The sequence below is a fragment of the Nocardiopsis sp. NPDC006832 genome (assembly GCF_040635885.1).
Taxonomy (GTDB): domain Bacteria; phylum Actinomycetota; class Actinomycetes; order Streptosporangiales; family Streptosporangiaceae; genus Nocardiopsis.
Genome location: NZ_JBEYLC010000007.1, coordinates 49,907 through 74,200, shown reverse-complemented (window position 1 = coordinate 74,200; position 24,294 = coordinate 49,907). Strand labels below are relative to the sequence as shown.

24 protein-coding genes and 2 pseudogenes are annotated in these 24,294 nt (G+C 69.8%); 10 read left to right on the top strand and 16 right to left on the bottom strand.

Features of this window, described 5'->3' with window-relative positions; translation table 11 throughout:
• Window position 1 precedes the first annotated feature (1 nt).
• Window positions 2–427, top strand: a complete 426-nt coding sequence (locus ABZ717_RS05480; protein WP_358506035.1) for an organic hydroperoxide resistance protein — start codon at window positions 2–4, stop codon at window positions 425–427.
• Here the strand turns inward: ABZ717_RS05480 and ABZ717_RS05475 are convergent.
• Window positions 402–1,412 carry a DMT family transporter gene (locus ABZ717_RS05475; RefSeq protein ID WP_358506032.1) on the bottom strand — a complete coding sequence of 337 codons (1,011 nt, stop codon included), beginning with the start codon at window positions 1,410–1,412 and terminating at the stop codon, window positions 402–404. The two genes, ABZ717_RS05480 and ABZ717_RS05475, sit on opposite strands and share 26 nt — an antisense overlap.
• Between ABZ717_RS05475 and ABZ717_RS05470 the strand changes: the two genes are divergently transcribed.
• The gene (locus ABZ717_RS05470) at window positions 1,411–2,814 is read left to right on the top strand and encodes a PLP-dependent aminotransferase family protein (protein ID WP_358506029.1); all 1,404 of its coding nucleotides are present in this window, start codon (window positions 1,411–1,413) and stop codon (window positions 2,812–2,814) included. The genes ABZ717_RS05475 and ABZ717_RS05470 overlap by 2 nt on opposite strands.
• A gap of 16 nt (window positions 2,815–2,830) precedes the next feature.
• Here ABZ717_RS05470 and ABZ717_RS05465 read toward each other — a convergent pair whose 3' ends face one another.
• Window positions 2,831–3,427 carry an XRE family transcriptional regulator gene (locus tag ABZ717_RS05465; RefSeq protein WP_358506026.1) on the bottom strand — a complete coding sequence of 199 codons (597 nt, stop codon included), beginning with the start codon at window positions 3,425–3,427 and terminating at the stop codon, window positions 2,831–2,833.
• A gap of 81 nt (window positions 3,428–3,508) precedes the next feature.
• Here ABZ717_RS05465 and ABZ717_RS05460 point away from each other — a divergent pair, with 81 nt between their 5' ends.
• Together ABZ717_RS05460 and ABZ717_RS05455 are read left to right on the top strand one after the other, a co-directional pair.
• A complete protein-coding gene (locus ABZ717_RS05460) occupies window positions 3,509–4,516 on the top strand; it encodes an NAD(P)/FAD-dependent oxidoreductase (RefSeq protein WP_358506023.1) in 1,008 nt (335 codons plus the stop codon).
• Window positions 4,513–5,187, top strand: coding sequence for a class I SAM-dependent methyltransferase (locus tag ABZ717_RS05455; RefSeq protein ID WP_358506020.1), 675 nt, complete (start codon window positions 4,513–4,515; stop codon window positions 5,185–5,187). The genes ABZ717_RS05460 and ABZ717_RS05455 overlap by 4 nt, the downstream gene beginning before the upstream one ends.
• Before the next feature lie 54 nt (window positions 5,188–5,241).
• On the opposite strand, the gene ABZ717_RS05450 is transcribed toward ABZ717_RS05455, so the two are convergent.
• From ABZ717_RS05450 to ABZ717_RS05440, 3 genes are read right to left on the bottom strand one after another with little or no spacing between them, the layout of a single operon-like run.
• On the bottom strand, window positions 5,242–5,691 hold the full coding sequence (locus ABZ717_RS05450; protein WP_358506017.1) for a DUF6292 family protein: 450 nt from the start codon (window positions 5,689–5,691) through the stop codon (window positions 5,242–5,244).
• Complete coding sequence (locus ABZ717_RS05445) at window positions 5,688–6,131, bottom strand: hypothetical protein (RefSeq protein ID WP_358506014.1); 444 nt, start codon at window positions 6,129–6,131, stop codon at window positions 5,688–5,690. Before ABZ717_RS05445 ends, ABZ717_RS05450 begins: the two co-directional genes overlap by 4 nt.
• On the bottom strand, window positions 6,128–6,397 hold the full coding sequence (locus ABZ717_RS05440) for a helix-turn-helix domain-containing protein (protein ID WP_358506011.1): 270 nt from the start codon (window positions 6,395–6,397) through the stop codon (window positions 6,128–6,130). The genes ABZ717_RS05445 and ABZ717_RS05440 overlap by 4 nt, the downstream gene beginning before the upstream one ends.
• A 511-nt stretch (window positions 6,398–6,908) precedes the next feature.
• On the opposite strand from ABZ717_RS05440, the gene ABZ717_RS05435 reads away from it, so the two are divergent.
• From ABZ717_RS05435 to ABZ717_RS05425, 3 genes and pseudogenes are all read left to right on the top strand, one after another.
• Window positions 6,909–7,868 (top strand): tyrosine-type recombinase/integrase, encoded by a 960-nt coding sequence (locus ABZ717_RS05435; protein WP_358506008.1) that lies wholly within the window; start codon window positions 6,909–6,911, stop codon window positions 7,866–7,868.
• Between the two features lie 563 nt (window positions 7,869–8,431).
• The gene (locus ABZ717_RS05430; protein WP_358506005.1) at window positions 8,432–9,196 is read left to right on the top strand and encodes a hypothetical protein; all 765 of its coding nucleotides are present in this window, start codon (window positions 8,432–8,434) and stop codon (window positions 9,194–9,196) included.
• 734 nt (window positions 9,197–9,930) lie between these two features.
• Window positions 9,931–11,721, top strand: a pseudogene (locus tag ABZ717_RS05425) (Tn3 family transposase).
• Between the two features lie 6 nt (window positions 11,722–11,727).
• Here ABZ717_RS05425 and ABZ717_RS05420 read toward each other — a convergent pair.
• From ABZ717_RS05420 to ABZ717_RS05395, 6 genes are all read right to left on the bottom strand, one after another.
• Window positions 11,728–11,994 (bottom strand): hypothetical protein, encoded by a 267-nt coding sequence (locus ABZ717_RS05420; RefSeq protein WP_358506003.1) that lies wholly within the window; start codon window positions 11,992–11,994, stop codon window positions 11,728–11,730.
• Window positions 11,995–12,065: 71 nt separating this feature from the next.
• Window positions 12,066–12,230: a hypothetical protein gene (locus ABZ717_RS05415; protein WP_358506000.1), complete on the bottom strand. Its 165-nt coding sequence runs from the start codon at window positions 12,228–12,230 to the stop codon at window positions 12,066–12,068.
• A 137-nt stretch (window positions 12,231–12,367) separates the two neighbouring features.
• A complete protein-coding gene (locus ABZ717_RS05410) occupies window positions 12,368–13,378 on the bottom strand; it encodes a hemolysin family protein (protein ID WP_358505997.1) in 1,011 nt (336 codons plus the stop codon).
• Window positions 13,375–14,754 (bottom strand): hemolysin family protein, encoded by a 1,380-nt coding sequence (locus tag ABZ717_RS05405; RefSeq protein WP_358505994.1) that lies wholly within the window; start codon window positions 14,752–14,754, stop codon window positions 13,375–13,377. The genes ABZ717_RS05410 and ABZ717_RS05405 overlap by 4 nt, the downstream gene beginning before the upstream one ends.
• Window positions 14,755–15,005: 251 nt before the next feature.
• Window positions 15,006–15,566, bottom strand: a complete 561-nt coding sequence (locus tag ABZ717_RS05400) for a TrmH family RNA methyltransferase (protein WP_358505991.1) — start codon at window positions 15,564–15,566, stop codon at window positions 15,006–15,008.
• 126 nt (window positions 15,567–15,692) lie between these two features.
• Window positions 15,693–16,352, bottom strand: a complete 660-nt coding sequence (locus ABZ717_RS05395) for a methyltransferase (protein WP_358505988.1) — start codon at window positions 16,350–16,352, stop codon at window positions 15,693–15,695.
• Between the two features lie 158 nt (window positions 16,353–16,510).
• On the opposite strand from ABZ717_RS05395, the pseudogene ABZ717_RS05390 reads away from it, so the two are divergent.
• Together ABZ717_RS05390 and ABZ717_RS05385 are read left to right on the top strand one after the other, a co-directional pair.
• Window positions 16,511–16,838 (top strand): annotated as a pseudogene (locus tag ABZ717_RS05390) (DUF1876 domain-containing protein); the annotation flags it as partial.
• Window positions 16,839–17,058: 220 nt separating this feature from the next.
• Window positions 17,059–18,324, top strand: coding sequence for an APC family permease (locus tag ABZ717_RS05385; RefSeq protein ID WP_358505985.1), 1,266 nt, complete (start codon window positions 17,059–17,061; stop codon window positions 18,322–18,324).
• A 53-nt stretch (window positions 18,325–18,377) separates the two neighbouring features.
• On the opposite strand, the gene ABZ717_RS05380 is transcribed toward ABZ717_RS05385, so the two are convergent.
• From ABZ717_RS05380 to ABZ717_RS05360, 5 genes are all read right to left on the bottom strand, one after another.
• A complete protein-coding gene (locus tag ABZ717_RS05380; RefSeq protein WP_358505982.1) occupies window positions 18,378–19,154 on the bottom strand; it encodes an NUDIX domain-containing protein in 777 nt (258 codons plus the stop codon).
• Window positions 19,154–19,879 (bottom strand): HAD family hydrolase, encoded by a 726-nt coding sequence (locus ABZ717_RS05375; protein ID WP_358505979.1) that lies wholly within the window; start codon window positions 19,877–19,879, stop codon window positions 19,154–19,156. Before ABZ717_RS05375 ends, ABZ717_RS05380 begins: the two co-directional genes overlap by 1 nt.
• A 128-nt stretch (window positions 19,880–20,007) precedes the next feature.
• Complete coding sequence (locus ABZ717_RS05370; RefSeq protein ID WP_358505976.1) at window positions 20,008–20,955, bottom strand: VWA domain-containing protein; 948 nt, start codon at window positions 20,953–20,955, stop codon at window positions 20,008–20,010.
• Window positions 20,956–21,024: 69 nt separating this feature from the next.
• Window positions 21,025–21,993 (bottom strand): DUF58 domain-containing protein, encoded by a 969-nt coding sequence (locus ABZ717_RS05365; RefSeq protein WP_358505973.1) that lies wholly within the window; start codon window positions 21,991–21,993, stop codon window positions 21,025–21,027.
• Window positions 21,994–22,006: 13 nt separating this feature from the next.
• Entirely contained in the window at window positions 22,007–23,071 is a 1,065-nt protein-coding gene (locus ABZ717_RS05360; protein ID WP_358505970.1) for an AAA family ATPase, read from the bottom strand.
• Window positions 23,072–23,243: 172 nt separating this feature from the next.
• Between ABZ717_RS05360 and ABZ717_RS05355 the strand changes: the two genes are divergently transcribed.
• Complete coding sequence (locus tag ABZ717_RS05355; RefSeq protein ID WP_358505967.1) at window positions 23,244–23,948, top strand: hypothetical protein; 705 nt, start codon at window positions 23,244–23,246, stop codon at window positions 23,946–23,948.
• Window positions 23,949–24,294: the final 346 nt, after the last annotated feature.

Genomic DNA, 24,294 nt, shown 5'->3' with positions numbered 1-24,294 from the left:
CATGGCTTTCCAGAAGATGTACACGGCCAGCGCCACCGTCACCGGTGAGGGCCGCAAGGGCTCGGGCAAGACCGACGACGGCCGCCTGTCGGTGGACCTGTCGGTGCCCAAGGGCGTGGGCGGCGACGACGGCCCGGGCACCAACCCCGAGCAGCTCTTCGCCGTCGGGTACGCGGCCTGCTTCCACGGTGCCCTGAAGAAGGTCGCCGCCCAGACCAAGGCCGACGTGTCCGGATCCAGCATCGACTCCCAGGTCACCCTGGGCAAGGACGAGGGTCTGGACCTGGTGGTCGACCTGACCGTGAACCTGCCGAACCTGTCGCAGGAGGAGGCCGACAAGCTGGTCGAGGACGCCCACCAGGTGTGCCCCTACTCGCGCGCCACCCGCGGCAACATCGTGGTCAACCTGGCCGCGAAGACCGCCTGAGCGTAGCCGCTCGCCCGCGGGGCCGTAGCCACCCGGTGTGGGTACGGCCCCGCTCGTGCGTGCCCGGTTCCAGGCGTGCCCGCACCGCCACGGCGGCGCAGGCCAGCACGGCCGCGCCACCGGCCAGGACGGGCCCGGTCAGGGGCTCGCCCAGCAGCAGGGCGGCCCAGGTGATGGTCATGACCGGTTGGGTGAGTTGGACCTGGCTTACGCGGGCCATGGGGCCGATGGCCAGGCCCCGGTACCAGGCGAAGAACCCCAGGTACATGCTGACCAAGGCCAGGTAGGCGAAGGCCGCCCACTGGGCGGCGGTGGCCTGGGGCGGATGCTGGGAGAGCGACCACAGGGTCAGGGGAAGGGTCACCGGGGCGCTGAGGACCAGCGCCCAGGACACGGTCTGCCAGGCGCCCAGTTCCCGGGCGAGCAGGCCGCCCTCGGCATACCCGAGGGCTGCGGTCACGACCGCGCCGAACAGCAGCAGGTCGAACAGGTCGGGTGGCCCGGGAGCGGCGCCGGTGAGCGTGGCGAAGGCGACCGCGGCCACGGCTCCCAGGGCGACCATGGCCCAAAAACGCGCACCGGGGCGCTCGCCGGTGCGAAGCACGGCCACGGTGGCGGTCGCGGCCGGCAGCAGGCCGATGACGACGGCGCTGTGCGCGGCGCCGGTACCGGTCAGCGCCAGCGAGGTCAGTACGGGAAAACCGACGACGATTCCCGCGGCGACCAGACCCAGTCGGGCCCACTGCCAAGGGCGTGGAAGACGTTGTCGGGTCAGGACCAGGGCGCCGGCGGCGAGCAGGGCCGCCACGACCGCCCGACCGGTGCCGGTGAACAGGGGTGCCAGGCCTCCGTCGGCCACGGCCAGGCGGGTCAGGGGGACGGTGAGGGAGAAGGCCGCCACGCCCAATAGGCCCCAGCCCAGACCGGCCCGCGAGATGAGTAGCGGTGGCGCCTCTTGCGCGATAGCGCTATCGTGTTTCTTCATGTCCAACGATAGCAGTGAGCGGATCGTGGCGTGGCTTCGCGAGTGGATCGGTGGGGCCGCGCCCGGGGCGAGGCTGCCCACCAGCCGGGAGTTGGTGGCCCGCCACGGGGTGAGCCCGGTGACGGTGCAGAAGGCGCTGCGCGTGCTGGTGACGCAAGGGCTGGTGGAGAGTCGACCCGGGGCGGGTTCCTTCGTGCGCGCTCCTCGGGTGGTGCGCGCCCGTGACTACGGTTGGCAGAGCGCCGCTCTGGGCGCCTCCCCAAGGGCCCGGCGTCCCTCGGTGGCGCTTCGCACCGCCCCCAACGACGTCATCGCCCTGCACTCGGGCTATCCGGATCGGGAACTGCTGCCCGAGTCCTTGGTGCGTTCGGCCCTGGCACGGGCCGGCCGGGGCGGGGCGGTGGTGGATCGACCTCCAGCGGCGGGCCTGGCCGAATTGCAGGAGTGGTTCGCCGCCGCCCTGGCCGAGTCGACCCCGGGCACGCTCAGCCCGGTCACGGCCGGGGACGTGGTGATCTTCCCCGGCAGCCAGAGCGGGCTGAGTACGGTGTTCCGTTCCTTGGCGGGCCCGGGGAGACCGGTGTTGATGGAGTCGCCCACCTACTGGGGCGCCATCTCCGCGGCGGCGCGATCGGGGATCGCCGCGGTGCCGGTGCCCAGCGGGGCGTACGGACCGGACCCGGTGGAGTTGGACCGGGCGTTCGCCACCACGGGGGCGCGCGCCTTCTACGCCCAACCCACCTTCGCCAACCCGACCGGTGCCCGGTGGTCGACGCGCACCATCGAGGAGGTGCTGGAGGTGGTGCGCTCGCACGGGGCGTTCCTGATCGAGGACGACTGGGCGCACGACTTCGGGATCGACGCCGACCCCGTTCCGGTGGCGGCCCGTGAGGACGACGGGCACGTGGTGTACGTGCGTTCGCTGACCAAGAGCGTGTCGCCGGCGGTGCGGGTGGCGGCGGTGGTGGCCCGTGGGCCGGTGCGGGAACGGGTGTCGGCCGGGGCCCAGAGCGAGTCGATGTACGTGTCCGGTGTGCTGCAACAGGTGGCCTTGGACGTGGTCACCCGCCCGGCCTGGCATACACACGTGAAGGGGTTGCGCCGGCGGTTGGCCCAGCGTCGGGACCTGTTGGTGGCGGCGTTGACCGAGCACGCCCCCACCACGATGGTGGAGGCGGTGCCGGCGGGCGGGTTGAACCTGTGGGTGCGACTGCCCGAGGGGAGCGACGTCAAGGCCCTGGCGCGTCGGTGCGAGGAGGAGGGGGTGTTGGTGGCGCCGGGCGATGAGTGGTTTCCGGCCGAGCCGGCCGGACCCTACCTTCGGCTCAACTACGCCGGTCCCGATCCGGGCGGTTTCGTCGAGGGCGCCCGTCGGCTGGGCCGGGTGCTGTCCCGGGGGTGAGGGCGTCGACGGGTCTTCAGGCGGGTCGATCACCCTGCTTGGGGCGGGCGCGCAGGTGGGCCTTCTCGCCCTGTGCTCCGAAGAGGCTGAGGAACTCCACCGCGCGCTCGTCGGCGGAACCGAACCAGTGGGGGACACGGGTGTCGAACTCGGCGGCCTCACCGGCCTTGAGAACCAGGTCGTGTTCGCCCAGGACCACGCGCAGGCGTCCGTTGAGGACGTAGAGCCACTCGTAGCCCTCGTGGGTGCGGGGGTCGGGTTCGCGGCGGTCGGTGCCCGGTGGAAAGACGAGTTTGTAGGCCTGGATGCCGCCGGGGCGGCGGGTCAGGGGGATCATCGTCATGCCGTCTCGGGTGGTGGAACGCATGTGGATACGCGGGTCGCCGGTGGGTGGTGCGTCGACGAGTTCGTCGAGGGTGACCCCGTAGGCGCGCGCCAGGGGCAGGAGGAGTTCGAGGGTGGGTCTGCGCTCGCCGGTCTCCAACCGTGACAGGGTGCTCACCGAGATGGCGGTGGTGGTGGCCAGGTCGGACAGGGTGATGCCGCGTTGGGTGCGCAGGGTGCGCAGGCGTGGTCCGACGGAGTTCAGAGCCTGATCGAGATCGTGGTCCATCCCCGTATTTTGCCACACCGGCAACAGGGCTTGTCGGATGGTGGGGGCGGGGCGCACTGTGGTCCGTGGAGGTGGTCCACAGTGGACGATCAGGTCGAGGACTTCTACGAGGTGTTGGTGATCGGCGGCGGCGCGGCGGGGCTGAGCGGGGCGCTCACCCTGGCCAGGGCCCGACGATCGGTGCTGGTGGTGGACGCGGGTGAGCCGCGCAACGCCCCGGCGGCCGGGGTGCACGGTCTGCTGGGCCTGGAGGGCACGCTCCCGGGTGAGCTGTTGGAGAGGGGGCGGGCCGAGGCCCGCTCCTACGGGGCCCACGTCACGCGGGGGCGGGTGCGTTCGGTCGAGGGCGAGGCGGGCGCGTTCGTGGCCTCGCTGGAGGACGGGCGCACGGTGGGAGCGGCCCGGGTGCTGGTGGCCACCGGACTGGTCGACGAACTGCCCGACATCCCCGGACTGGCCGAGCGCTGGGGCCGCGACGTACTGCACTGCCCCTACTGCCACGGGTGGGAGGTACGTGACGAACCCATCGGAGTGCTGGCCACCGGGCCGATGTCGGTGCACCAGGCGCTGATGTTCAGCCAGTGGAGCGCGGACGTGCTCTTCTTCGCGAACGGGACCACGGTGGAGGACGAACAGGCCGAGCGGCTGGCCGTGCGCGGCATCAAGGTGATCGAGGAGCGGGTGGCCGGGGTGGAGACGGTCGCCGATGCCCTGGCGGGGGTACGTCTGGCCGGGGGAGGACTGGTGGAGCGCCGGGCACTGGTCGTGGCCGGCCGGATGGTGGCCAGGGTCGACTTCCTGGCCCCGCTGGGTCTGGCACCGGTGACCCACCCCATGGGAGTGGGCGAGCACCTGACGGTGGATGCCATGGGCCGCGCCGAGGTGGCCGGGGTGTGGGTGGCGGGCAACGCCACCGACGTGTCCGCCCAGGTGGGGGCCTCCGGGGCGGCCGGCACCCTTGTCGCGGCGCAGATCAACGCCGACCTCGTCAACACCGAGATCGACCGGGCCCTGGCCGCGCGGCGCCCCTTCTCGGCCGAGGCCGAGCGTGAGGTGGCCGCGCGTGTGGGCCAGGGGCACCGACTGTGAGCAACGACGACGGGGGGACGCACATGGGGAACGACTTCGACCGGGAGTTCTGGGAAGAACGCTACCGGGACGGCCACGGCCACGGTGAGCACGGGCAGGACGGGCCGGGTGAGCCCAACCCGCAACTGGTGGCCGCCGCCGGCGACCTGGATCCGGGTCGGGTGTTGGAGGTCGGCGCGGGGCTGGGCGCCGACAGTCTGTGGCTGGCCCGGCACGGCTGGGAGGTCACCGCGGTGGACATCTCCGCCAACGCGCTGGATCGGGCCCGGGCATCGGTGGGCAGGGTCGACGCCGAGGCCGCCGCGCGCATCCGGTGGGTGCGGGCCGACGCCGGCGCACTCGACCCGCACCTGAGCGGGTTCGACCTGGTCACCAGCCACTACGCCCACCCCGAGGGGCCCTTCGTGAAGCTGGTGGAACACCTGGCCGACCGGGTCGCGCCGCGGGGGCGGCTGCTCATCGTGGGCCACGACCCCTCCGACGCCCACGGGCACGCCCCGCACGCCGGCCACGGGCGCGCCCACGTGGCGCCTGAGGAGGTGACGGCGGTACTGGGAACCGACCGGTGGCGGGTGCTGGCGGCGGAGCCGCGGTCGCGCACACGCCGCCGTGGTGACGGCACCGAGGTGACCATGACCGACGCTGTGGTGCTGGCCCACAGGGTCCGCTGACGGGTGTGGGGTCCTCCTTCCCTCCCGTTTCGAAGGAGGACTCTCCCGGGAGGGTTACAGATCCCGGTAGGCCGCCAGTCGGCGTTCGAAGACCACGTCCACCGGATGGGCGAACAGGCGGGAACGATCCAGGACCATCACCAGCTGTCGGGTCCCCGGCCTCAGCAGGGCGGTGACGGCGTGGGCGAAGGCCTCCGGTTCCAGTAGGGGCTCGGCGCCAAGGACCAAGGGACGACGGACGGACTGTTCCAGCCGGGCCCAGCCGCGCTGTTCGTCCCAGGTCAGCAGGACGTCGTCGTGGTCGGGTCCGTCCAGACGCACCAGCGCTCCGCGGGTGTCGCTCCGTTGCAGGTGGCTCTCGGGGAAGTGGACCCGCGGGGCGTGGTCGACCTCCTTGCGCAACCGTTCGGCGCACGCGTGCACGTAGGCGTGGTGGTTGAGCGGCCAAGGAGTGGTGTTGACGTCCACGTACAGCAGACGGGACGAGGATGGGGGAGTGGTCACCTCTCGGACTCCTGTTCGGGGGTGTCCCCGTCGGGGGCGCGGGTGCCGGAAAGGACGGTGAAGAGCACCGTGACGGCGTATCCGGAGTGGTGGCCGCGCAGGGTCACCACACGTTCGCGGCCCTGGGAGCGTTCGCGCCTGGCCTCGGTGGGCGCGTGCAGGCGGGCGCGCCAGCGGGAGACGACCCCGTCGGGGCCGAACAGTGAGGAGGCCAGACCACCGCCGTGCACGGCGGCGTAGTGGACGGTGGTCAGCCCGTTGGTGTCGGTGACACACGTGGTCAGGGCCGGCCACAGCCCGGGGTCCGCCTCGATCAGGGCGGCCACGTCGCGAGCGCACGCGGTCAGTCTGCGGGGTCCGGAGACCGAGGGCTCGATCGGTCGGGTCGGTTCGCGCCTGGGAAGGGCCGGAATTCTTTCGGCTGTGGGTAGTGTATTCACGGGGCACCACCTTTCAACGGTGTCTGTGATCCGTGCTCGTGGTCGATTCGGGATTCGCGTACGGCGTTGTCGACGTACTTGTTGAGTGATTCGCACGTGATTCTACGAATCCATTTCTTGGGTCCGATCTTCACCGACTCCAGTTCTTCGCTGTAGCAGAGGTCATATACCACGCGCTCTGATACATCGAGTATTTGGGCGGCTTTGCGGACACTGACCAGGAGCTTTTTCTGCTCGATGACGCGGAGTTCCCGCGGTTGGGTCATAACGTGAACCTAGCAATCGCAGTGAAGCGTGTACAGGGGTGGGTCTTGAGTGAACACGCCCTGGTAATTCCAGAATGTCAGGGATCGGGACCAGGGTCCCTTCGGTTCTTCCCTCCCGAAGACCTCTTCATACTCTGCGAGCCCTTGCGCCCTTTGAGTAGGGGGTTAACGCGACCGGAGTTTAAAATGCAGGAAGATTTTTTTCGGTCGACGAACGCACGATGACGACGGCCGGGTGAGCACGAAACGAGCGGGGGCGGACGTCCGAAGACGCCCGCCCCCGCTCACGGTGTGGTGCGGGCCGCCGCGCCCACGGGTTCACCGTGGTCGATGATGGGGTCCGAGTAGGAACGGAACGGTGAGTTCCGGTAACTGTCACATCTGTTGACACCCTTGGTTCACATTTCCGCCCCTTCGCCAGCAGGACACGTAGTTCGCAGGTGACTTGCACGGCCTCGCTGCGGGAGGCTCTACTTCTGGAAACACACGCACCGGGCGACCGCGCCGAACCGTGGCGTTGCCCGGCGACCTGGACGCAGAACGTGCGACCTTCGCCGCGAGGCTGGCCTCGGCGACCGACCTGGGCGCGGCCACCCGCGACAAGTACCGGCGCAACGTCGGCTACTTCCTGGCCTGGCTCGCCGACGCGCGCGAGGCCGGCGCGCTGGACGGCGACCCGCTCACCGATGCGACCGCGCGGGATTGGGCGGTGCGCGACTGGCGGCGCACCTTGAAGAACACCCGCACCCGCGGGGGCGCTCGCCTGTCGGCGGCCACGATCAACAACCGGCTCGCCGCGCTGGACGCCTTCTTCGCCCTGCGCGGCTCGGGGCGCCCCGCAGTGGTGCGCGAACACCTGAGCCGCCCCTCCGCGCCCCGGGCGTTGGACCAGCGCACGCTGCTGCGGTTCCTGCGCACCGTGGCCCGGGACGCCTCGGTGCGTGACCGGGTGATCTGCCACCCGGCCTACTACGCCGGGCTGCGCATCGCCGGGATCGTCGCCTTGGACGTGGCCGACCTCCGGGCCTCGGCCCGCAAGGGCACGGTGCGAGTACGTGGCAAGGGACGCCTGGGCGGAAAAGACCGCACGGTGCCGTTGCACGCCGAGATCCGCTCCTCCCTCGAACTCCTCCTGGACGATCTCGGCCGCCCCGGCGCGGGACCGCTGGTGCGCAACTACGACGGGGGCCGGCTGTCGACGCGGGCAGCCGCCGCGGCGGTCACCGCGCTGGGCGCGGCGGCGGGGGTCGGACCGTCAGATGACGGCGAGGTGTTCGGTCCGCACGTGCTGCGCCGCACCTTCGGCACCGACCTGGTGCGCGGCCGTGGCGAGCCGGCACGCGAGCCGGTCGACCTGGTCACGGTCGCCGAACTGATGGGACACGCCGACATCAACACCACCCGCCGCTACGCCCTGCCCACCGAAGCCGATAAGGCCGCCGCGCTGGAGGCGCTCACGGTGGACCGATGACCGGTCCACGCACGCCCCCGTTCCTCGAGGTCCATCCCGTCATCCGTCGGCGCGCTCCGCGCGAGCACGCCGTGTCCGGGGTGCCACCTCGCGGAGCGAGGCTCGGCCCGGGAACGCTGCCGGGTGACCGGGTGGAGCGACGTAGAGCGGAAGCCGCAGCTCCCGGTGGCGCGGAGGGCTGGCGGCCTCGGGCTCGGTGTGCTGGTCTTCGACCGCTGGTGGGTGACGGGGTGAGAGCTGAGGGTCCCTGCCCCGGCCACAGCAGAGGTGCACCCGACTGGCCTCCCCTCCCCAACCTGGATTCCTGAGGCCCTCGCCGGAGGCGTTTGGGTTGTGGTAGACCGCCGGGTTTTCTGCCACAGTGGCGGCTGGGATGCAAGGGGTATTGAGGCCTTGGTATAGGCCTACTTCTCCTACTATTGCCGTGAGCAGTGATTTCACTGCTTAGTGTGACCGAAGGTGGCCCCGTGTGATTGTCTCGCCGCCGCTACGGCAAGGGGAGGGTCTGACCCCATCCATCCCTCATCGAGAGGACCCCCATTCGTACGATCAACGTGATCGGTGTGGTCACCGCAGCGTTTCTGATGATCCCGGCCGGAACGGCTGTGGCATCGCCGACGCCGCCAAGAGCGGGTTCGGTTGAGGTGTCGTCGGCCCAGTCGGCCACCGAATGTTCTGACAACGGCGCCGTGGCCGCGGGCGCCAACCAAGATGACGCGTACGACATGGCCCTGATCGAGGGCGCACCGGCCGAACGGCTCACGGCCGATGTGTCCGCGCTCGTCGGCGACGGCGAAGTGACGGTGCACGCGTCGGCCGAGGCCCTGGTGCGCGACGGAGCCAAGGCCTACCAGATCGAGACCGACTCGGACCAGCCGCAGCACACGTCGGTGAGTGTCCCGATCTCGGGCGGCTACAGCGAGCCATTGAGTAACCTGACGGTTCTCTTCGATGCTGAGGGCGCCGTCATCCAGTACGCCGAGACCCTGTACAGCCAGGCCGACTCCGGCAATTTCCACATCAGCAGCTACGTGGACGGTGCGCTCACGCAGAGCGAGGACACCGGTATCCCGTTCGTGGGTGACGAGCAGCTCCGTGACGAGACAGCGGCCGCGAACGAAGCGGTCGCCGAGAGCGCCAACACGGGCGCGTGCGTCGCCGCGGTGCTCGGTGTCAGCGGCGCGGTGGGCGCCGCCATCGCCTATGCCTGCGTCGGTTCCTGCTCCGTTCCCATGACTCCTGTCACCGCCCCGGTCTGCGCGGCGTGCGTCGGCGGGTTCGCGGTCGTCGGCGGTGCTTCGATCACAGCGATCGCGAGCTGTTTCTGAGGTGATCACCATGTCTAAAGGGAAGGGGTCTTACCGGCTCTTCCTCGCCTTTCTCATCCCCATGGCGTTGGCCGGGGCGGGATTGGTTCTGCTCGTCCCCAGCCTCGCTGACTCCGGAGGCACCCTCCATTGGTTGGGCTTCGCGGCTTTGGGGCTGATCGTTGTCGGGTGCATGTTCGTCTTGAGACGTGTCCGGCCCGATCGTGTAGACGCACGGTAAGACGTCTGTGACATGAAGGTGAAAACGCCCCGCTCTCCTCTGGGAGCGGGACATGTTGGGGGTGCGGACCGGATATGGGAGAAAGCGGTAACAGAATATCGTTTCCGCAGGTAGGCCCGCGATTCCTGGAGCTACGGCGAGCCGCGAAATCTCGTCGCTAACGATCACCTAGCGGGCAAGGTGCTCAGCTCCGCCTCCGAACAGAGGCGGAGCTGAGCTACGTGTTCAAGGCCTGACCGAAGCCATCGCCACCAGCACCTCGTGGTCGGTGCTGTCATGGACGGGTTGGAAGGCCACAGTCGAGCTACCGTCGCTCTGGCCGCACTCGAACGGCAGCGTGTTGAAGCAGCCCTATAGAGGGCTGCGACAGCGCAGGGTGAGCGGATAACCGCCCCCATATCCGAGCTTTTGTGCCGAATCGGCCTCCTGATCGGCTTGCCCCTGGGACAATCCCCGTGCCGAGCCCGCCCACCGCCCCAGGGCGGTGGGCGGGCTCCATGGAAGGCATCCCCTCATGCCGGTCAACTTCCTCACCGCCGCCCAGCGCGAGCGCTACAGCCGCTTCAACACCGTCCCCGACGAGTCACAACTGGGCGCCTTCTTCCACCTGGACGCCGACGCGCGCCGCCTGGCGATGAGCGCCTACGGGCCGCGCAACCAGCTCGGCCTGGCCCTGCAACTGACCACCGTGCGCTTTTTGGGCACGTTCCTGGATGACCCCACCGAGGTGCCCACCGCCGTCGTCGACTTCATCGCCGAACAACTCGGCCTGACCGCCGACGACCTCAAGGGGTACGGGGAGAAGAAAGGCCGCTGGGACCACCAGAAGCTGATCCGCGAACGCTACGGCTACACCCTCTTCGACCCCCACCAGTGGCTGTTGCTGGGCATCTGGGCCTACCGGCGCTCCTGGTCGGGCAACGAGCGCCCCAGCGTGCTGTTCGACCTGGCCACCAACCGCCTGGTCGAGGCCAAGATCCTGCTTCCCGGCGTGACCACCCTGGAACGGCTCATCGCCGGTGTGCGCGAGCGCGTGGCCCTGCGCCAGTTCAAACTCCTGTCCTCGGCCCCCACACCCGAGCAGCGCACAACCCTTCAGGCCCTGGTCAACGTGGCCGAAGGAGGGCGCGTCTCCCAACTGGACCGCTACCGCAAGAGCCCCACCGACATCAGCGGCAAGGGCGTCGTCAAAGCCCTGGACCGCTACGCCGCCATCCGCTCCCTGGGCGCCTCCGCCTGGAACCTGTCCTCGGTTCCACCGGGACGGATTGTGGCCCTGGCACGCTTCGCCAAGGCCGCCCGCGCCCAAGCCGTCGCCCAACTCGCCGACGGCCTTGCGGCCAACCCCTCGGTGCGCATCGAAGATCGCGAGGGTCGTGACCACCTCGTGTTGTCCGGCCTGGACGCCTTGGACGAGCCCGCCTCACTGTCCGCGCTGCGCGCCGATGTGGCCGCCCGCGTTCCCGTTGTGGACTTCCCCGAGGTGCTGTTGGAGGTCCACTCCTGGACCGGGTGCCTTGACCGGTTCACCCACGTGGGCGGCCAGACACCCTCTCGCAAGGAGGACATGATCACCTCCATCGCCGCCGTGCTGTGAGCCCAGGCCATGAACGTCGGCATGCGCCCGATGGTCTCCGAGGCCAGCGAGGCCCTGTCCCTGGACCGGCTGTTTTGGACCGAGCAGAACTACATCCGCGAGGCCACCCTCACCCCGGCCAACGCCGACCTGGTCGACTACCACTCACGTCTGGACATCGTGGCCGTCTGGGGCGGCGGCGAGCCGGCCTCCGCCGACGGGCTGCGCTTCGTCGTCCCGGTCAAGACCAGCGAACTGTTCCGCTACCTGGCCGGAGGCGGCACCCCCACCCCGATCGGCCGGGCCCTGATGGAGCTGGGACGCCTGGACCGATCGATCTACCTGGCCTCTTACTTCGACGATGAACTCCTCTGAAGCCGGGGCAACACCCAGCTCAACCGTCAAGAATCCCGCCACACCCCGGCCCGCAAGATCTTCCACGGCCAAAAGGGTGAGCTGCGCCAGCGCTACCGAGAGGGCATGGAGGACCAGCTCGGTGCGCTCGGCTTCGTGGTCAACGTCGTCATCTTGTGGAACACCGTCTACACCGCCCGCGCCATCGAGCAGATCCGAGCCGAGGGCACCCGGGTGAACGCCTCCGACATCGCTCGCCTGAGCCCTTTGGGCAGCGAGCACCTGAACATGCTGGGCCGCTACAGCTTCAAGCTCGCCCCTGAGATCGGTGCCGGGCAGCCGCGTCCCCTACGCGCGCCTCGCTCCGGCCAGTAGGGCCCCTCATCCCGCGGTGCCCTCGTCTGCTGCGGCGAGGGTGCGCCGTACCTGCTCGTGGGAGACGGACGAGAACGCCGCGATCCGGCGCAGCCCCCACCCCTCGGATCGGGCGTCGCTCATCGCGGACACGGCCGCCTGGCCGAGGGTCTCGTCCAGGGCCGCTCGCAGCTCGGCGAGCTTGCGTAGCCGCACTGCCGGGGCCAGGTCTGCGAACTCCGCGCACACCCGTTCCACATCGGCCTTGACGAAGGCCACCGCGTCACCGTCCATCCCGACAGGGTGATGGGTCCCGCTATGGGTGTCAACAGATGTGACAATTGTCGGGACTCACCGTTCCGTTCCTACTCGCCCCCCATGATCACCGGGCGCGGATGCCCGCTCTCTGGGCCCATCACGATGATCCGCTCCAGCGCTGTGACCAGGGTCGACATCACCACCACCCACGGGGCGCCGTCCAGGGCGTCGGTCACGAGTACGCGCGTCTGCTTCAACGAGCGGCCGGCCACGAGCACACCTGGAAGGCGGAGGACGTTTCCTTCCGGAGCCGAGGGACCGGGTTCCCACGCCCAACGGACCAATGAAACGGGGAGGGCCCAAGAGCCCTCCCCGTGGTTCCCGTCCGCGCCGCGTCGCGGCGCCGACGTCAGGCGGCGGTGTCCAGCAGCAACAACCGCTCCAGGATGTCCTGCAGGGTCACCAGCCCCACCAGGCCGTCCTCGTTCTCGACCAGGGCCAGGTGGTTGCGGCTCTCCCGCATGATGCCCATGGCCGCGTACATGGGTGTGGTCGGATCCAGGGTCAGGACCGGACGCATCAGGTCCTCGGCGGTGGTGTCGGCCGCGCCGGTCAGGGCCTCGCGTACGTGCACGACCCCTACGGGCTGCTCGTCCTCCATCACGACCAGACGCAGGTGCGTGGTCTGTCGGGAGACGCGCTTGATCTCCTCCACACCGGCGTCGGGTCCCACCCAGGCGATGTCCTCGCGCGGGGTGATGTGCTCGCTGATGGGCTGGGAGTTGACCTCCAAGGCGGTGGCCAGCTGGTCACGGCGCTCGGAGTCCAGGGCACCGGCCTTGGCCGAGTGCTCGACCAGCTCGCGCACGTCCTCGGGGTTGTGCCCGCTGGCCATCTCGTCCACGGCCTCCACACCGAAACGGCGCAGCACGGCGTTGGCCATGGAGTTGAGCATGACGATGATCGGGCGGGTCAGCCACATGAACGCCCGCATGGGGATGGCCAACATGGTGGCGGACTTCTCCGGGTGGGAGATCGCCCAGGACTTGGGCGCCATCTCACCCACGATCAGGTGCAGGAACGTCACGATGATCAGGGAGAAGACGAAGGAGAGCACGTACCCCACCGATCCTGGCAGGGAACCGAAGAGCGGCTCCAGCAGGTGGTGGAAGGCAGGCTTGGAGATGGCACCCAGGGCCAGGGTGGCCAGGGTGATGCCCAGCTGTGAGCCGGCCAACAACAGCGACAGGTCGCGGGCGCTCTTGAGAGCGGCCCGGGCCGAGGCGCTGGTGTGCGCGGCCTCCTCCAACCGGTAGCGGCGGGCCGCCACCAGGGCGAACTCGATCGCCACGAAGAACGCGCTCAACGCGATGAAGACCACGGTCAGCGCCATCGCCAACCACACGTTCATCTCACTCATGCGCGCACCTCCTGTGCGTCCTCGCCCTGGACCTCACGCAACCTGACCTCGATGCTGTGGGGCACGTGCCGTTGGACGGCGTGGACGATCATGGCCAACGCCATGTCGGGATCGTCGTCATGGGCACTGGAGGGTCGGGGCAGCGGCAGGTCGACACGGTCGCCGGCCTTGGGCAGCCGGTGCAGCTCGTGGATGACCAGACCACCCAGGGTCTCGTAGTCGCCATCGGGCAGGTCGTGGCCGATGAGCCGCTCGACCTCGTCGATGTGCAGCCCACCGGGGACCAGGTAGCCGTTGTCCCCGCCCAATCGGGCGGGCGACTCCTCCTCGGGGGTGTGTTCGTCGGCGATCTCGCCGACGAGCTCCTCGGCCAGGTCCTCCGTGGTGATGACGCCGGCCAGACCGCCGTACTCGTCGACCACGCAGGCGAACTCCTCGTCGACCTCGCGCAGTTGGCCGAGCACCCCGGGCAGGGGCAGGGACGCCGGGACCATCACTGTGGGCCGGGCGATCTCGCTGACGCGCACGCCCGCCAGGTCACGGTCGCCCAGGGCGAGCACGTCGCGCAGGCAGATGACACCGACGATGTCGTCCACTCCCTGTCCCAGGACGGGGAAGCGCGAGTGTCCGGAGGACATGTGCTCCACGACCAGGCTGACCGGGTCGTTCTCCTCCACCGTGGTGACCTCCGGGCGGGGGATCATCGCGTGCTCGGCGGTCTGGTCGTGGAAGTCCAGGGTGCGGTCCAACAGGGTGGACACCTCGGCGGGCAGGTCCCCGCTCTCCCTGGACTCGGCGATGATGCGTTCCAGGTCGCGCGGGGTGGCCGCGTGCTGGACGTCCTCGACCGGCGTGATGCCGACCGCCTTGAGCAGCAGGTTGGAGGCCTGGTCGAACAACCAGATGACGGGCCCGAAGACCTTGAGGTAGATACCGGTGGACAGCGCCAACCAGCGGGCCACGGGCTCGGGTCGGGCGATGGCCAGGTTCTTGGCGAACAGTTCACCGAAGACCATCTGTACGACGGTGGAGAAGATCAGGGCCAGGGCGGTGCCGATGGCCAGACCGGTGCCGTTCGGTACGCCGGCTTCACCGAGCAGTTCTCCGACCCCGGTACCGATCATCGGTTCGGCCACGTAACCGACCAACAGAGTGGTCACCGTGATGCCCAACTGGGCGCCGGAGAGCATGAACGAGGTGCGATTGGTGATCGCCAGGGCCCGTTTGGCCCCATTGTCACCGGCCGAGGCCCGCGCCTTCAGGCGTGAGCGATCCACGGCCATGTAGCCGAATTCCTGGGCGACGAAGTATCCGGTCGCCACGGTGATCAAGAAGACCACCAGCGCGCCGAAGGCGATACTGAGGACGGTGCTCATCGGGCACACACCGCCTGGGTCCGTCTAAGGGCCGAGTTCTTTCGAAGGTGTGCGCCCCGCCAAGAAGGGGGCTCGTCTGTGTCAGAGTCACAGCATCCACGGGGGATGCTGCTGGTACTTCGGGACGAATCCACTGTTCCTCTCTCTGCGCCGTAGCGCCTCGGATGATGTGATTGTCGTGGAACATGGGGTCGAAGAGGATACGTTCGGGGGCGGTGAAAGATTCCCGCCCCCGGTGACGATTCTTCGATTCAGGAACCGGTGGGGGCGTCGGCCTCGTCGCCGAAGCCGGCCCACTCCCTGCGACGGGCCTCGGTCAGGGCGATCGCGGTGGCCACGGCCACGTTGAGCGAGCCGACCCGACCGATCTGGGGAATGTAGGTGATGGCGTCCGCGCCGTTGAGCAGCGCGGGGGAGCACCCGTGGTCCTCGGCGCCCACGGCCAGACACACGTCGGGCTCAAGGGGCGCGGTGTGCAGGGGTACGGCACCCTTGGCCAGTTCCAGGGCCACGACCTTGTAGCCGTCGGCGCGGGCGGCCGCCAGGGCCTCCGCGGTGGTGGCCAGGCGCTCGTGGGGGACCTTGGCCCCGGTACCCAGGGCGGTCTTGCCGACCTTGGGGTCATCGGGGTCGGCGCTGTTGCCGGTGAGCCAGAGCCGGTCCACGCCCAGGGTGGCGCAGGTGCGCAGGATCGAACCCAGGTTGAAGGGTTGGGTGACCGACTCGACCATCAGGGACAGGCGTCCTTCGGTGCGCCTGCGCCACTGACGGTTCAGGCGTTTGACGTCCGTGGGACGCAACTGCGTGCTCAACTGCGGTGTGTTCCTCGTCGATGGGGGCCGGGTGGTCCGGCGCCGGTCGCCCAAGCGTACCGTTCCGTGCGCCGACCTGCACGTGGGGGATCGGGCATGGCGTCCGAAAAGGGGATTTTCCCGGGTTCAGATGGTGGGTGCGGGGTGCACGGTCAGGACCCGGAAGCCGGCGCGGGAGGTGAGCCGCTCGGTGGGGTGGCCCTGGGACTCCAACCACTTCTGCAGGGAGTCCGACCCCAGGTGGCGCTGGACGACCAGGTGGGCGACCCCGCCGGGGGCCAGGCGGGACAGCCAGGTGAGCAGCAGACCGTGCAGGACGTCCTTGCCCACACGGATGGGCGGGTTGGACCAGATGACGTCGAAGGGGCCCTGAAGGTCGCCGGCCCCGGGCGGGCTGTCGGTGCCCTTCCCCTGTTCCAGGGCCAGGCCGCCCTCGGGGGTGACCACGGCGAAGCGCGTGTGGTCCATCCCGTGTTCGGCGGCGTTGCGGCGGGCCAGGGACACCGCGCGGGAGTTGACGTCCACACCCAGGACCCGGGCGTTGGGCGCCCGGTGGGCCAGGGTCAGGGCGATGGGACCGTAGCCGCAACCCACGTCGAGCAGGTCGCCCTCGGGAGGTGGTGCGGGAACGCTCTCCAACAGGACCCGGGTACCCAGGTCGACCTTGTCGGGGGAGAAGACGCCGCGGTCGGTGTGCAGACGCAGGTGCACGTCGGGCAGGACCAGGTCGGCCGTGGAGGGCCGGCTGGCGGCGTCGGGATCGGAGTCGAAGTAGTGCTGGGCCACGCCGTGACGTTATCAGGGGAAGGGTGATGGTCCGGTGGCCAAAAACCTCGCCAACGAGCGGGAACGAAAGGGTCAACCCCCGACGGGGTCGCGGATCCGGGCGCGATGATGGGAGTAGGCGAGGTTCGTGGGGGACCCCGCCGGGCCCTGTCGGCTCAGGGCCCGACGCGAACATCGAACACTCACCGCACGCGAGGGGAGATCGCCATGCAGACGACGAAGCGGTGGAACGTCGACGTGGTCGTGGCCGAGGAGAGCGAGGGGGAGATGGCTCGTACCTGGGCCGAGGTGGGGTTGGAGGCCGAGGACGGTACCGCGTTGCGCGGCCACGGCATGGCCCGCAAGCACCCTTGGGACCTGGACATGCCCGAGATCGGCGAGGAGTTGGCGGTCTCGCGCGCCCTGTCGGACCTGTCCCGACAGCTGCGACAGGTGGCCGCCGAGGACATCAACGACAACACCGGTTCGCCCTGGCGACCCACCTGAGCAGGCCCCCATCGGTCGGCGCCGGTAGCGGCCGACCGGCGGGGGACGGTGTGAGCAGGCCCTCGGCGTGTGCCGGGGGCCTCATCCTGTGTCCGCCCCCGTTCCGGATCGGGCCCCTCCCCGATCCGGAACGGTCGAAGGTCCGGAGCGTGCCTGGGCCCAAGGGTCGGTCACATCGTGCACACTCGGAAAGTCGGATCAGTCGACCAAGGAGAGCTTGTTGGCCACCTCTTCCGGACCGCAGGCCGGACCGGCCCGGGTATTGAGCACCATCGACGCGGCCGCCATCGGCGTCGCGGCGATGCTCGGTGCCGGGGTTTTCGCGGTCTTCGCACCGGCGGCACTGGGCGCCGGAGCCTGGCTTCCGGTCGCCATCGTCATCGCCGGTGCGGTCGCCTACTGCAACGCCATCTCCTCGGCCCGGTTGGCCGCCCGCCACCCCGAGAACGGCGGCACCTATGTGTACGGGCGCGAACGCCTCGGTGAAATGTGGGGGTACCTGGCCGGTTGGTCCTTCGTGGTCGGCAAGGTCGCCTCCTGCGCGGCGATGGCGTTGACGTTGGGCGCCTACGTGCTGCCCGGGTGGGAGAAACCCCTGGCGGTGGCCGTGGTGGTGGCGTTGGCCGCGCTGAACCTCCAAGGGGTGCGGCGTTCGACGGTGGTGGTCAAGACCCTGGTGGTCCTGGTGCTGGCGGTGCTCGTCGCGGTGTTCGTGGCGATGGTGCTCAGCGGACGCTTCGCCGCGGTCGCCGAGGTCGACGGCATGGGCCCTTGGCCCGGATCCTTCGGCGTTCTGGGCTCGGCCGGGATGATCTTCTTCGCGTTCGCGGGATATGCGCGCATCACCACGCTCGGCGGGGAGGTGCGCGATCCGCGCACCACCATCCCGCGGGCCGTCACCTTGGCGCTGGGCGGGGTGTCGGTACTGTACCTGGCCATCGGCACGGGGCTGCTGATCGTGCTGGGGCGCGAGCGTTTGACCACCTCGACCGCGCCGATGGTGGACGCGGTCCGGGTGGCCGGGTTCCCGATGCTGGCGCCGTTCGTGGTGGCCGGCGCGGTGCTGGCGTGCACCGGGGCCTTGCTGTCGTTGCTGTTGGGGGTCTCGCGCACCGTGGCGGCCATGGCCTCGGACGGTCACCTGCCCCGCTCGTTGGGGGTGTCCCACACCCGACTCGGGGTCCCCTACCGCGCGGAGATCGCCGTGGCGGTGGTCGTGGTCGTCCTGGTGATGGTGGCCGACCTGGCCGGGGCGATCGCCTTCTCGGCCTTCGGTGTGCTGGTCTACTACGCCATCGCCAACGCCTCGGCGCTGAGGTTGGGCCCGCACGAGGACCGGCCGCCGTTGATCGCCCCTGTTGGCGGTCTGGCGGGGTGTGTGGTGCTGGCCACCAGCCTGCCGCTTCCGGTGGTGGCCCTGGGCATGGCGGTGCTGGGCGCGGGCGCCGGTGTGTGGTGGTTGCTCCACCGGACGCCCTCCTCCTGAAGAGCGTCCGGTGAGCGGGCCGGCGGGGCGAGCCCCGTTGGATCCGCCGTGGGTCAGTGGCCCGGTCGGGAGACCAGGAGGCCCATCCCGATCCGGGCGGTGGTGGACAGGCGCAGGCCGGGGAGTTCCTCGGGGGTGAACCAAGCGCAGTCGCAGGTGGAGCCGTTCTCCTCGGTGACGTGGGCCCGGGTCGGCGCGCCCACGTGCACGTGGGAGAAGACCCAGACCGCGTAGATGTGCAGGGCCGCGGCGGGTGGCCTGCGGTGGTGGGCGGAGACCGAGATGAGTTCGCCGACCACCCCGTGTTGTCCGGTCTCCTCCAGCACCTCGCGGCGCAGCGCCGCGCGCACGTCCTCACCGGGGTCCACGCCGCCGCCGGGCAGGTGCCAGGTACCGGCGCCGGGGAAGCCCTCGGCGATCTTGCTGAGCAGGATGCGCCCGGCCGGGTCGGTGACGAGGCCGTAGGAGGCGAATCGGCGCAGCCGGGGCAGGTCCTTCGGCCCGGGGCCGGGTTCGTCCTCGGCCAGTTCGGGCGCGGTGGGAGTCAGACCCTGGACGGGCACCACCGAGGGCCAGGCCGAGCGCAGCTCGGGCCTGGTGTAGACGATGCGGTCCACGTGCAGGGCCCGGCTGCGCGAGAGGCTGACGGTCTCGGTGACCACGTCCAGGGCCACCAAGGGGACGTCGGCGGCCAATCCGCCCAGTTCGCGGGCGAGCTCCTCGGGATCTTGACCGAAGAGCACGCGCGCGCCCCGAAGCTCCGGGCCGTGGGGCCCGGAGGTGATCAGGTGCACGGTGACCCGACGGGCCAACACCTCGTCGGAGATCATCAGATGCCACCGGCGGGAGCGGCCAGTCCGAGCATGCGCGGCAGGCTGTCCAGGTCGGTGATGGTGGTCAGACCCTCGAAGGGCGGGCGCCCGGTGCGGTCGATGATGACCGGGTGCATGCGCGCGGCGGTGGCGCCCACGGCGTCGGCCTGGATCTGGTCGCCCACGTGCCAGCAGGCGGAGGGGTCCACGCCCAGTCGCTGGGCGGCGAAGTGGAAGATGCGCGGGTCGGGCTTTCCCGTCCCGGCGGTGTCGGCGCACACCACGGTGTGGAAGTAGCCGGTCAGCTCCAAGGCCTGGAGCTTGGCGTGCTGGATGGCCTCGACGCCGTTGGTGACCACGGCCAGTCGGTAGCCGGCCCGGCCCAGCGCGGCCAGAGTGGTGTGGGTGTCGGGGTAGACCTGCCAGGCGGAGCGGTGGGCGTCCAGGTAGAGACGGTAGAGCTCGTCGCAGTGCTGGTCGGCGATGTCGTTGTGGCCGGCCTGGACCGCCAGGGCGCGGATGCGTTGGCGTCGCTGTTCGTCCAGGGACAGGTGACCGCGCAGGTAGGCACCGAAGGAGATCTCGGTCTGGGTGTCCCACAGGGCGCGGGCGGAGCCGAAGTGGGAGTGTCCGAGCCGCTCCATGACCGCGCGCAGTCCGGTGGAGGATGCGGCGACGTCGTCGATGAGGGTGTCGTCCAGATCGAAACAGAGCGCGGTCGGGGGTGCGGGTGTGTTCGGCATCGTTCCTCGTTGTGGCTGGGCATGGCAAACATGCCAACGCTAACCGGTTACATCAGAGGAATTGGTGTAAAGCCCACCTAAAGGGATGTGACCAAAGTCACCATCTCTTCGGGTGGGTCTCGGACCGATCAGGGAAGGCGCTGGAACCACAGCAGGGACGTCAAAGCGGTGGCCATCGACAACAGGAGCGCGACCATGACGAAGCGCGTGACGATCTCCTCATGGACGTACTCGGTGCCCAACGAGGAACCGATGTCCTCGTAGACCTCGTCCAGTTCGGTTTCGCTCTCGGCCTCGTAGAAGTGACCGTCGGTGTCCTGGGCCAGACCCCGAAGGGCCTCCTTGTCGATGTCGGCCGGCACCTGGTAGCCGTCGATCTCGATCATCGCCGCGCCACTGCCGAAGGCGATCGTGGAGACGGGGACCTCCTGCTCGGCGGCGGCCGCGGAGGCCTGGGCGATGTCGCGGCCACTGGTGTTCTCACCGTCGGAGAGCAGCACGATGGCCGAGGGCGGAGGATCCTCCTCGGCGTCCTCGTCGAAGCCGCGGATGGCCTCCATCGAGGCGAAGACCCCCTCGCCGATGGCGGTGCCCGGGCCCAGGCGCAACCCCTCGATGGAACCGGTGACCGCGGAGTGGTCCTGGGTGGGCGGGGAGACCACGGTGGCGGTGGAGGAGAAGGAGACCAACCCGACGTTGAACCGGTCGGGCAGGGTCTCCACGAACCCGCGCGCCGACTCCTTGGCCGCGTACAGCCGGTCGGGTTCGATGTCGGTGGCGGCCATGGACAGCGACACGTCCACCGCCACGATGATCGTGGCCCGCTCACGCGGGGCCTCCACCGGCATCGCCGGGACCGCCATGGCCGCGATCAGGACCGCGACCGTCATGGCGAACAGGCCGGCCGGGACGTGTCGACGGACGTCGGGCCGGTGTGGGGCGACCTGGTCGAGCAGTTCCAGGTTGGTGAAGCGCAGCGTGTAGTCGCGCCGCTGACGTTGGGCGAACACATAGGCGGCCACCAGCACCACGATGAGCAGCAGCCACCAGAGCCGCTGGGGTTCCAGGAAGGTCATGGTGGCCTCAGTCCCCCGTCAACGTCGGCGGCGTGGGGCCCTCCCACGCCTTGTGCGCGTCGGCGCGCCTCACCGGGGAACCCCCGGGGTGTGGCGGGCCATGTGGTGCGCGGTACGTCGTTGTCCGATGACGAACCGCGCGATGTCCAATACCCAGTCCCGGTCGGTGCGCAACACCAGGTGCTGAACGCCGCAGCGGCGCAGTGCCGCGCGGATGGCCTCGCGTTGGGTCGTGGCGGCCTCACGGTACCGCTCGCGCACCGCCCGGGTCAGACGCACGTCGCGCACCCGACCGGTGGTCGGATCGCGCAAGGTCACGTCACCCACCTCGGGCACGTCCAGTTCACGGGGGTCCAGGACCTCGACCACCAGTACCTGGTGGCGCGCGGACAACTGACGCAGAGGACGTTCCCAGGTGACGGTGCCACCGAAGGCGGGGGTATCCAGGAAGTCGGAGACGACCACGCGCAGGCCGCGCCTGCGCCGGGTGTGCACCAGGTCGCCGACGGCGTCGGCCAGGGTGGCGCTGTCGGGGTCGAGGGCGCGCTGGTCCCCGGTCGGGGCGGCGGCGATGGTGGCCAGCAACGCCAACAGGGCCTCCTTGCCCGAGCGGGCGGGCCAACGGCGCACCCGACCCTGGTGCAGGAAGTGGGCGCCGAAGCGGTCGCCCACCCGTTGGGTCAGCAGGTTGGCGGCCACCAGAGCGCCCACGGCCACCTCGCGTTTGGAGTACATGCCGGTGCCGAAGTCCATGCTCGGGGACATGTCCAACAGGGTCCAGCTCTCCAGTTCACGGTCGGCGACCAGGTCGCGCACGTGAGGGGTGTCGGTCCGGGCGGTGACGGCCCAGTCCATGTGGCGCACGTCGTCCTCGCCGGGCTGGTACAGGCGCGCCTCGGCGGCCTCCGAGCCCGGTCCCAGGCGCAGCCCCAGGTGTTCGCCGTGCAGCAGGCCGTCCAGGCGTTGCACGATGCGCAGGTCCAGGCGGCGCAGGGCGGCCCGGAGCCGGGGATCGGTGCCGATGGCGGGTGCGTTCACGGTCGGCCTCCCCTCATCGGTGCGAGGTGAAGGACGCGGTCTCGCCGGAGGGCGGTTCGTCCCAGATGACCCGCGGCGCCGGGACGGTGGACAGGATGCGGTCCACGACCTGATCGGTGGTGATGCCGTCGGCCAGGGCGTCGAAGGTCAGCACCAGACGGTGGGCGATGACGTCGCGGGCCAGCACGCGCACGTCGTCGGGCAGCACGTAGTCGCGTCCGCGCAGCAGCGCCAGGGCGCGGGCGGCGGCCACCAACCCCAGGGTGGCGCGTGGGCTGGCGCCCACCTCCAGGGCCTGGCGCAGGTCGGGCATCTGGTGGTTCTCGGGTTCGCGGGTGGCCATGACCAGGCGCACGATGTAGTCGGCGATGAGCTGGTGGACGTGCACGCGTTCGGCGTCGGCCTGGAGCTCGCTCAGGGTGACCGGGTCCAGGACCTGGTGCGCGGTGGGCGGCTCGGAGCTCATCCGCCGCAGGATCTCCATCTCCTCGTGGGCCTTGGGGTGGTACACGTCGACCTTCATCAGGAACCGGTCGCGCTGGGCCTCGGGCAGCGGGTAGACGCCCTCGGACTCCACGGGGTTCTGGGTGGCGATGACGATGAAGGGCGAGGGCAGCGGGTAGGTGGTGCCGCCGATGGAGACCTGGCGTTCGGCCATCACCTCCAGCAGGGCCGACTGGACCTTGGCGGGCGCGCGGTTGATCTCGTCGGCCAGCACGAAGTTGGCGAAGACCGGGCCCAGTTCGACGTCGAAGCTCTCGGTGGAGGGGTGGTAGATGCGGGTGCCGACGATGTCGGAGGGCACCAGGTCGGGGGTGAACTGCAGGCGGGAGAACGAACCACCGGTGACCTTGGCCAGGGTGGACACGGCCAGGGTCTTGGCGATGCCGGGTACGCCCTCGATGAGGCAGTGTCCACGGGCGACCAGGGCGATGAGGGAGCGTTCCACCATGCGTTCCTGGCCGACGATGACGGTGGAGACCTCGTGCAGCGCCGCGCGCAGCAGTCGGGTGGGTTCCCCCGGAGCGTTGTCCGGTTTCGGAGCGGAGGAACCGTTCCCGGGTGAGGTTTCTGCCATGTCCCGCCTTCCCAGTACGTCGGTGCCGACCGTGAGGGCACCATGAGGAGTAGGTTTTGGATCACCTGTGGGCGACACTACCTGTTTCCGGGGTCATGGTTCGGTTCCCGGCACGGGTGGTGGCGACGACGGTCGTCGCTCGCGGGGTAGGTCGATGGAAGGGGGTACGTCGATGTCGGTTCCCACGATGGGGCTGCACGAGGGGGACCCGCGCCAACTGGGCGGGTATCGGCTGTCGGGTCGGTTGCGCGAGTCGCGGCTGGGTGTGGTCTACCTGGGCAGGGACAAGAGCGGGCGTCAGGTGAGCGTGGCCATGCTCAACGACGCCGCCGGGATCGACGAACCCACCCGTGAGCGTTTCGCCCGGGAGGTGGACCACAGCGATCAGGTGGTGGCGGCGCGCACCAAGGGTCGGTCGGCCCTGTGGGTGGCCTGTCCCCATGAGGAGGGGGCGCGGGAGGACGCGGGGGCGTTCTTGGAGCGTGCCGGTCGGGGTGGCCCTGTGGTGCGCAGCGGTCCGATGGTGATGCCGCACTGGGCGGGGGAGCGGGGCGTGTCGGCGGTGCGCTGGAGTGCCCTGGCCGGTGCGCGCGACAGCAGGGTGGCCCGTGGTGAGGCCAACTGGTGGCTCATCGGCGCCCTGGGGGCGTTGTTGCTGTTGCTGCTGGTGTTGGTGTTCGCGCTGTACCTGTGGTTGATGCAGTTCCCCCAGCCGGAGCCGCCCCCGCAACCCGAGCAGGAGCAGGCCGAGGAGTCCGAACCCGAGCAGGAGCCCTCACCGGGGGAGGACGCCGAGCCCACCCCGGTGCCGACGCTGCCCGGTCCGGGGCAGGACGGCGAAGAGGAGTGGGGCGAGCAGCCCGAGGACAACCTCTGAGCCGACGGGGAGAGGCGCGGGTGGGGTGGGGGAGTCGACGTGGTCGGGTGCGGGCCTTCCCGGGGAGGGGAGCGCCCGGGCTCCGCGTCCTTCCGGCTCCGAGATCGGCCGAGATCCATCGGAGATGCATGAGATGGTCTCTGTTCCATCAGTATAGATCTACGTCATAAAGGTGGCGGAGCTTTTCTCTAAAAGCATCCCTCGACAAACAAATTCGAGCGGCTACGCCGCCCATCTTTAAGGATTCCGTGTCGGGGAGTGGTTCGGCGTGTCGTGTTCGAGGTGGAATGGTTCTAGAACGTGTTCAGGGGTGGATAGGAGACGTTGCCGTGGCTGTCGGTGGGTG

What these genes read in the sequence shown, in the direction of transcription:
- ABZ717_RS05480 (WP_358506035.1), top strand. Translation starts at nt 2, where the DNA reads ATGGCTTTCCAGAAGATGTACACGGCCAGCGCCACCGTCACCGGTGAG.
- ABZ717_RS05470 (WP_358506029.1), top strand. Translation starts at nt 1,411, where the DNA reads ATGTCCAACGATAGCAGTGAGCGGATCGTGGCGTGGCTTCGCGAGTGG.
- ABZ717_RS05475 (WP_358506032.1), bottom strand. Translation starts at nt 1,412, where the DNA reads ATGAAGAAACACGATAGCGCTATCGCGCAAGAGGCGCCACCGCTACTC.
- ABZ717_RS05465 (WP_358506026.1), bottom strand. Translation starts at nt 3,427, where the DNA reads ATGGACCACGATCTCGATCAGGCTCTGAACTCCGTCGGACCACGCCTG.
- ABZ717_RS05440 (WP_358506011.1), bottom strand. Translation starts at nt 6,397, where the DNA reads ATGACCCAACCGCGGGAACTCCGCGTCATCGAGCAGAAAAAGCTCCTG.
- ABZ717_RS05420 (WP_358506003.1), bottom strand. Translation starts at nt 11,994, where the DNA reads ATGGACGGTGACGCGGTGGCCTTCGTCAAGGCCGATGTGGAACGGGTG.
- ABZ717_RS05410 (WP_358505997.1), bottom strand. Translation starts at nt 13,378, where the DNA reads ATGAGTGAGATGAACGTGTGGTTGGCGATGGCGCTGACCGTGGTCTTC.
- ABZ717_RS05405 (WP_358505994.1), bottom strand. Translation starts at nt 14,754, where the DNA reads ATGAGCACCGTCCTCAGTATCGCCTTCGGCGCGCTGGTGGTCTTCTTG.
- ABZ717_RS05380 (WP_358505982.1), bottom strand. Translation starts at nt 19,154, where the DNA reads ATGATCTCCGACGAGGTGTTGGCCCGTCGGGTCACCGTGCACCTGATC.
- ABZ717_RS05375 (WP_358505979.1), bottom strand. Translation starts at nt 19,879, where the DNA reads ATGCCGAACACACCCGCACCCCCGACCGCGCTCTGTTTCGATCTGGAC.
- ABZ717_RS05370 (WP_358505976.1), bottom strand. Translation starts at nt 20,955, where the DNA reads ATGACCTTCCTGGAACCCCAGCGGCTCTGGTGGCTGCTGCTCATCGTG.
- ABZ717_RS05360 (WP_358505970.1), bottom strand. Translation starts at nt 23,071, where the DNA reads ATGGCAGAAACCTCACCCGGGAACGGTTCCTCCGCTCCGAAACCGGAC.
- ABZ717_RS05355 (WP_358505967.1), top strand. Translation starts at nt 23,244, where the DNA reads ATGTCGGTTCCCACGATGGGGCTGCACGAGGGGGACCCGCGCCAACTG.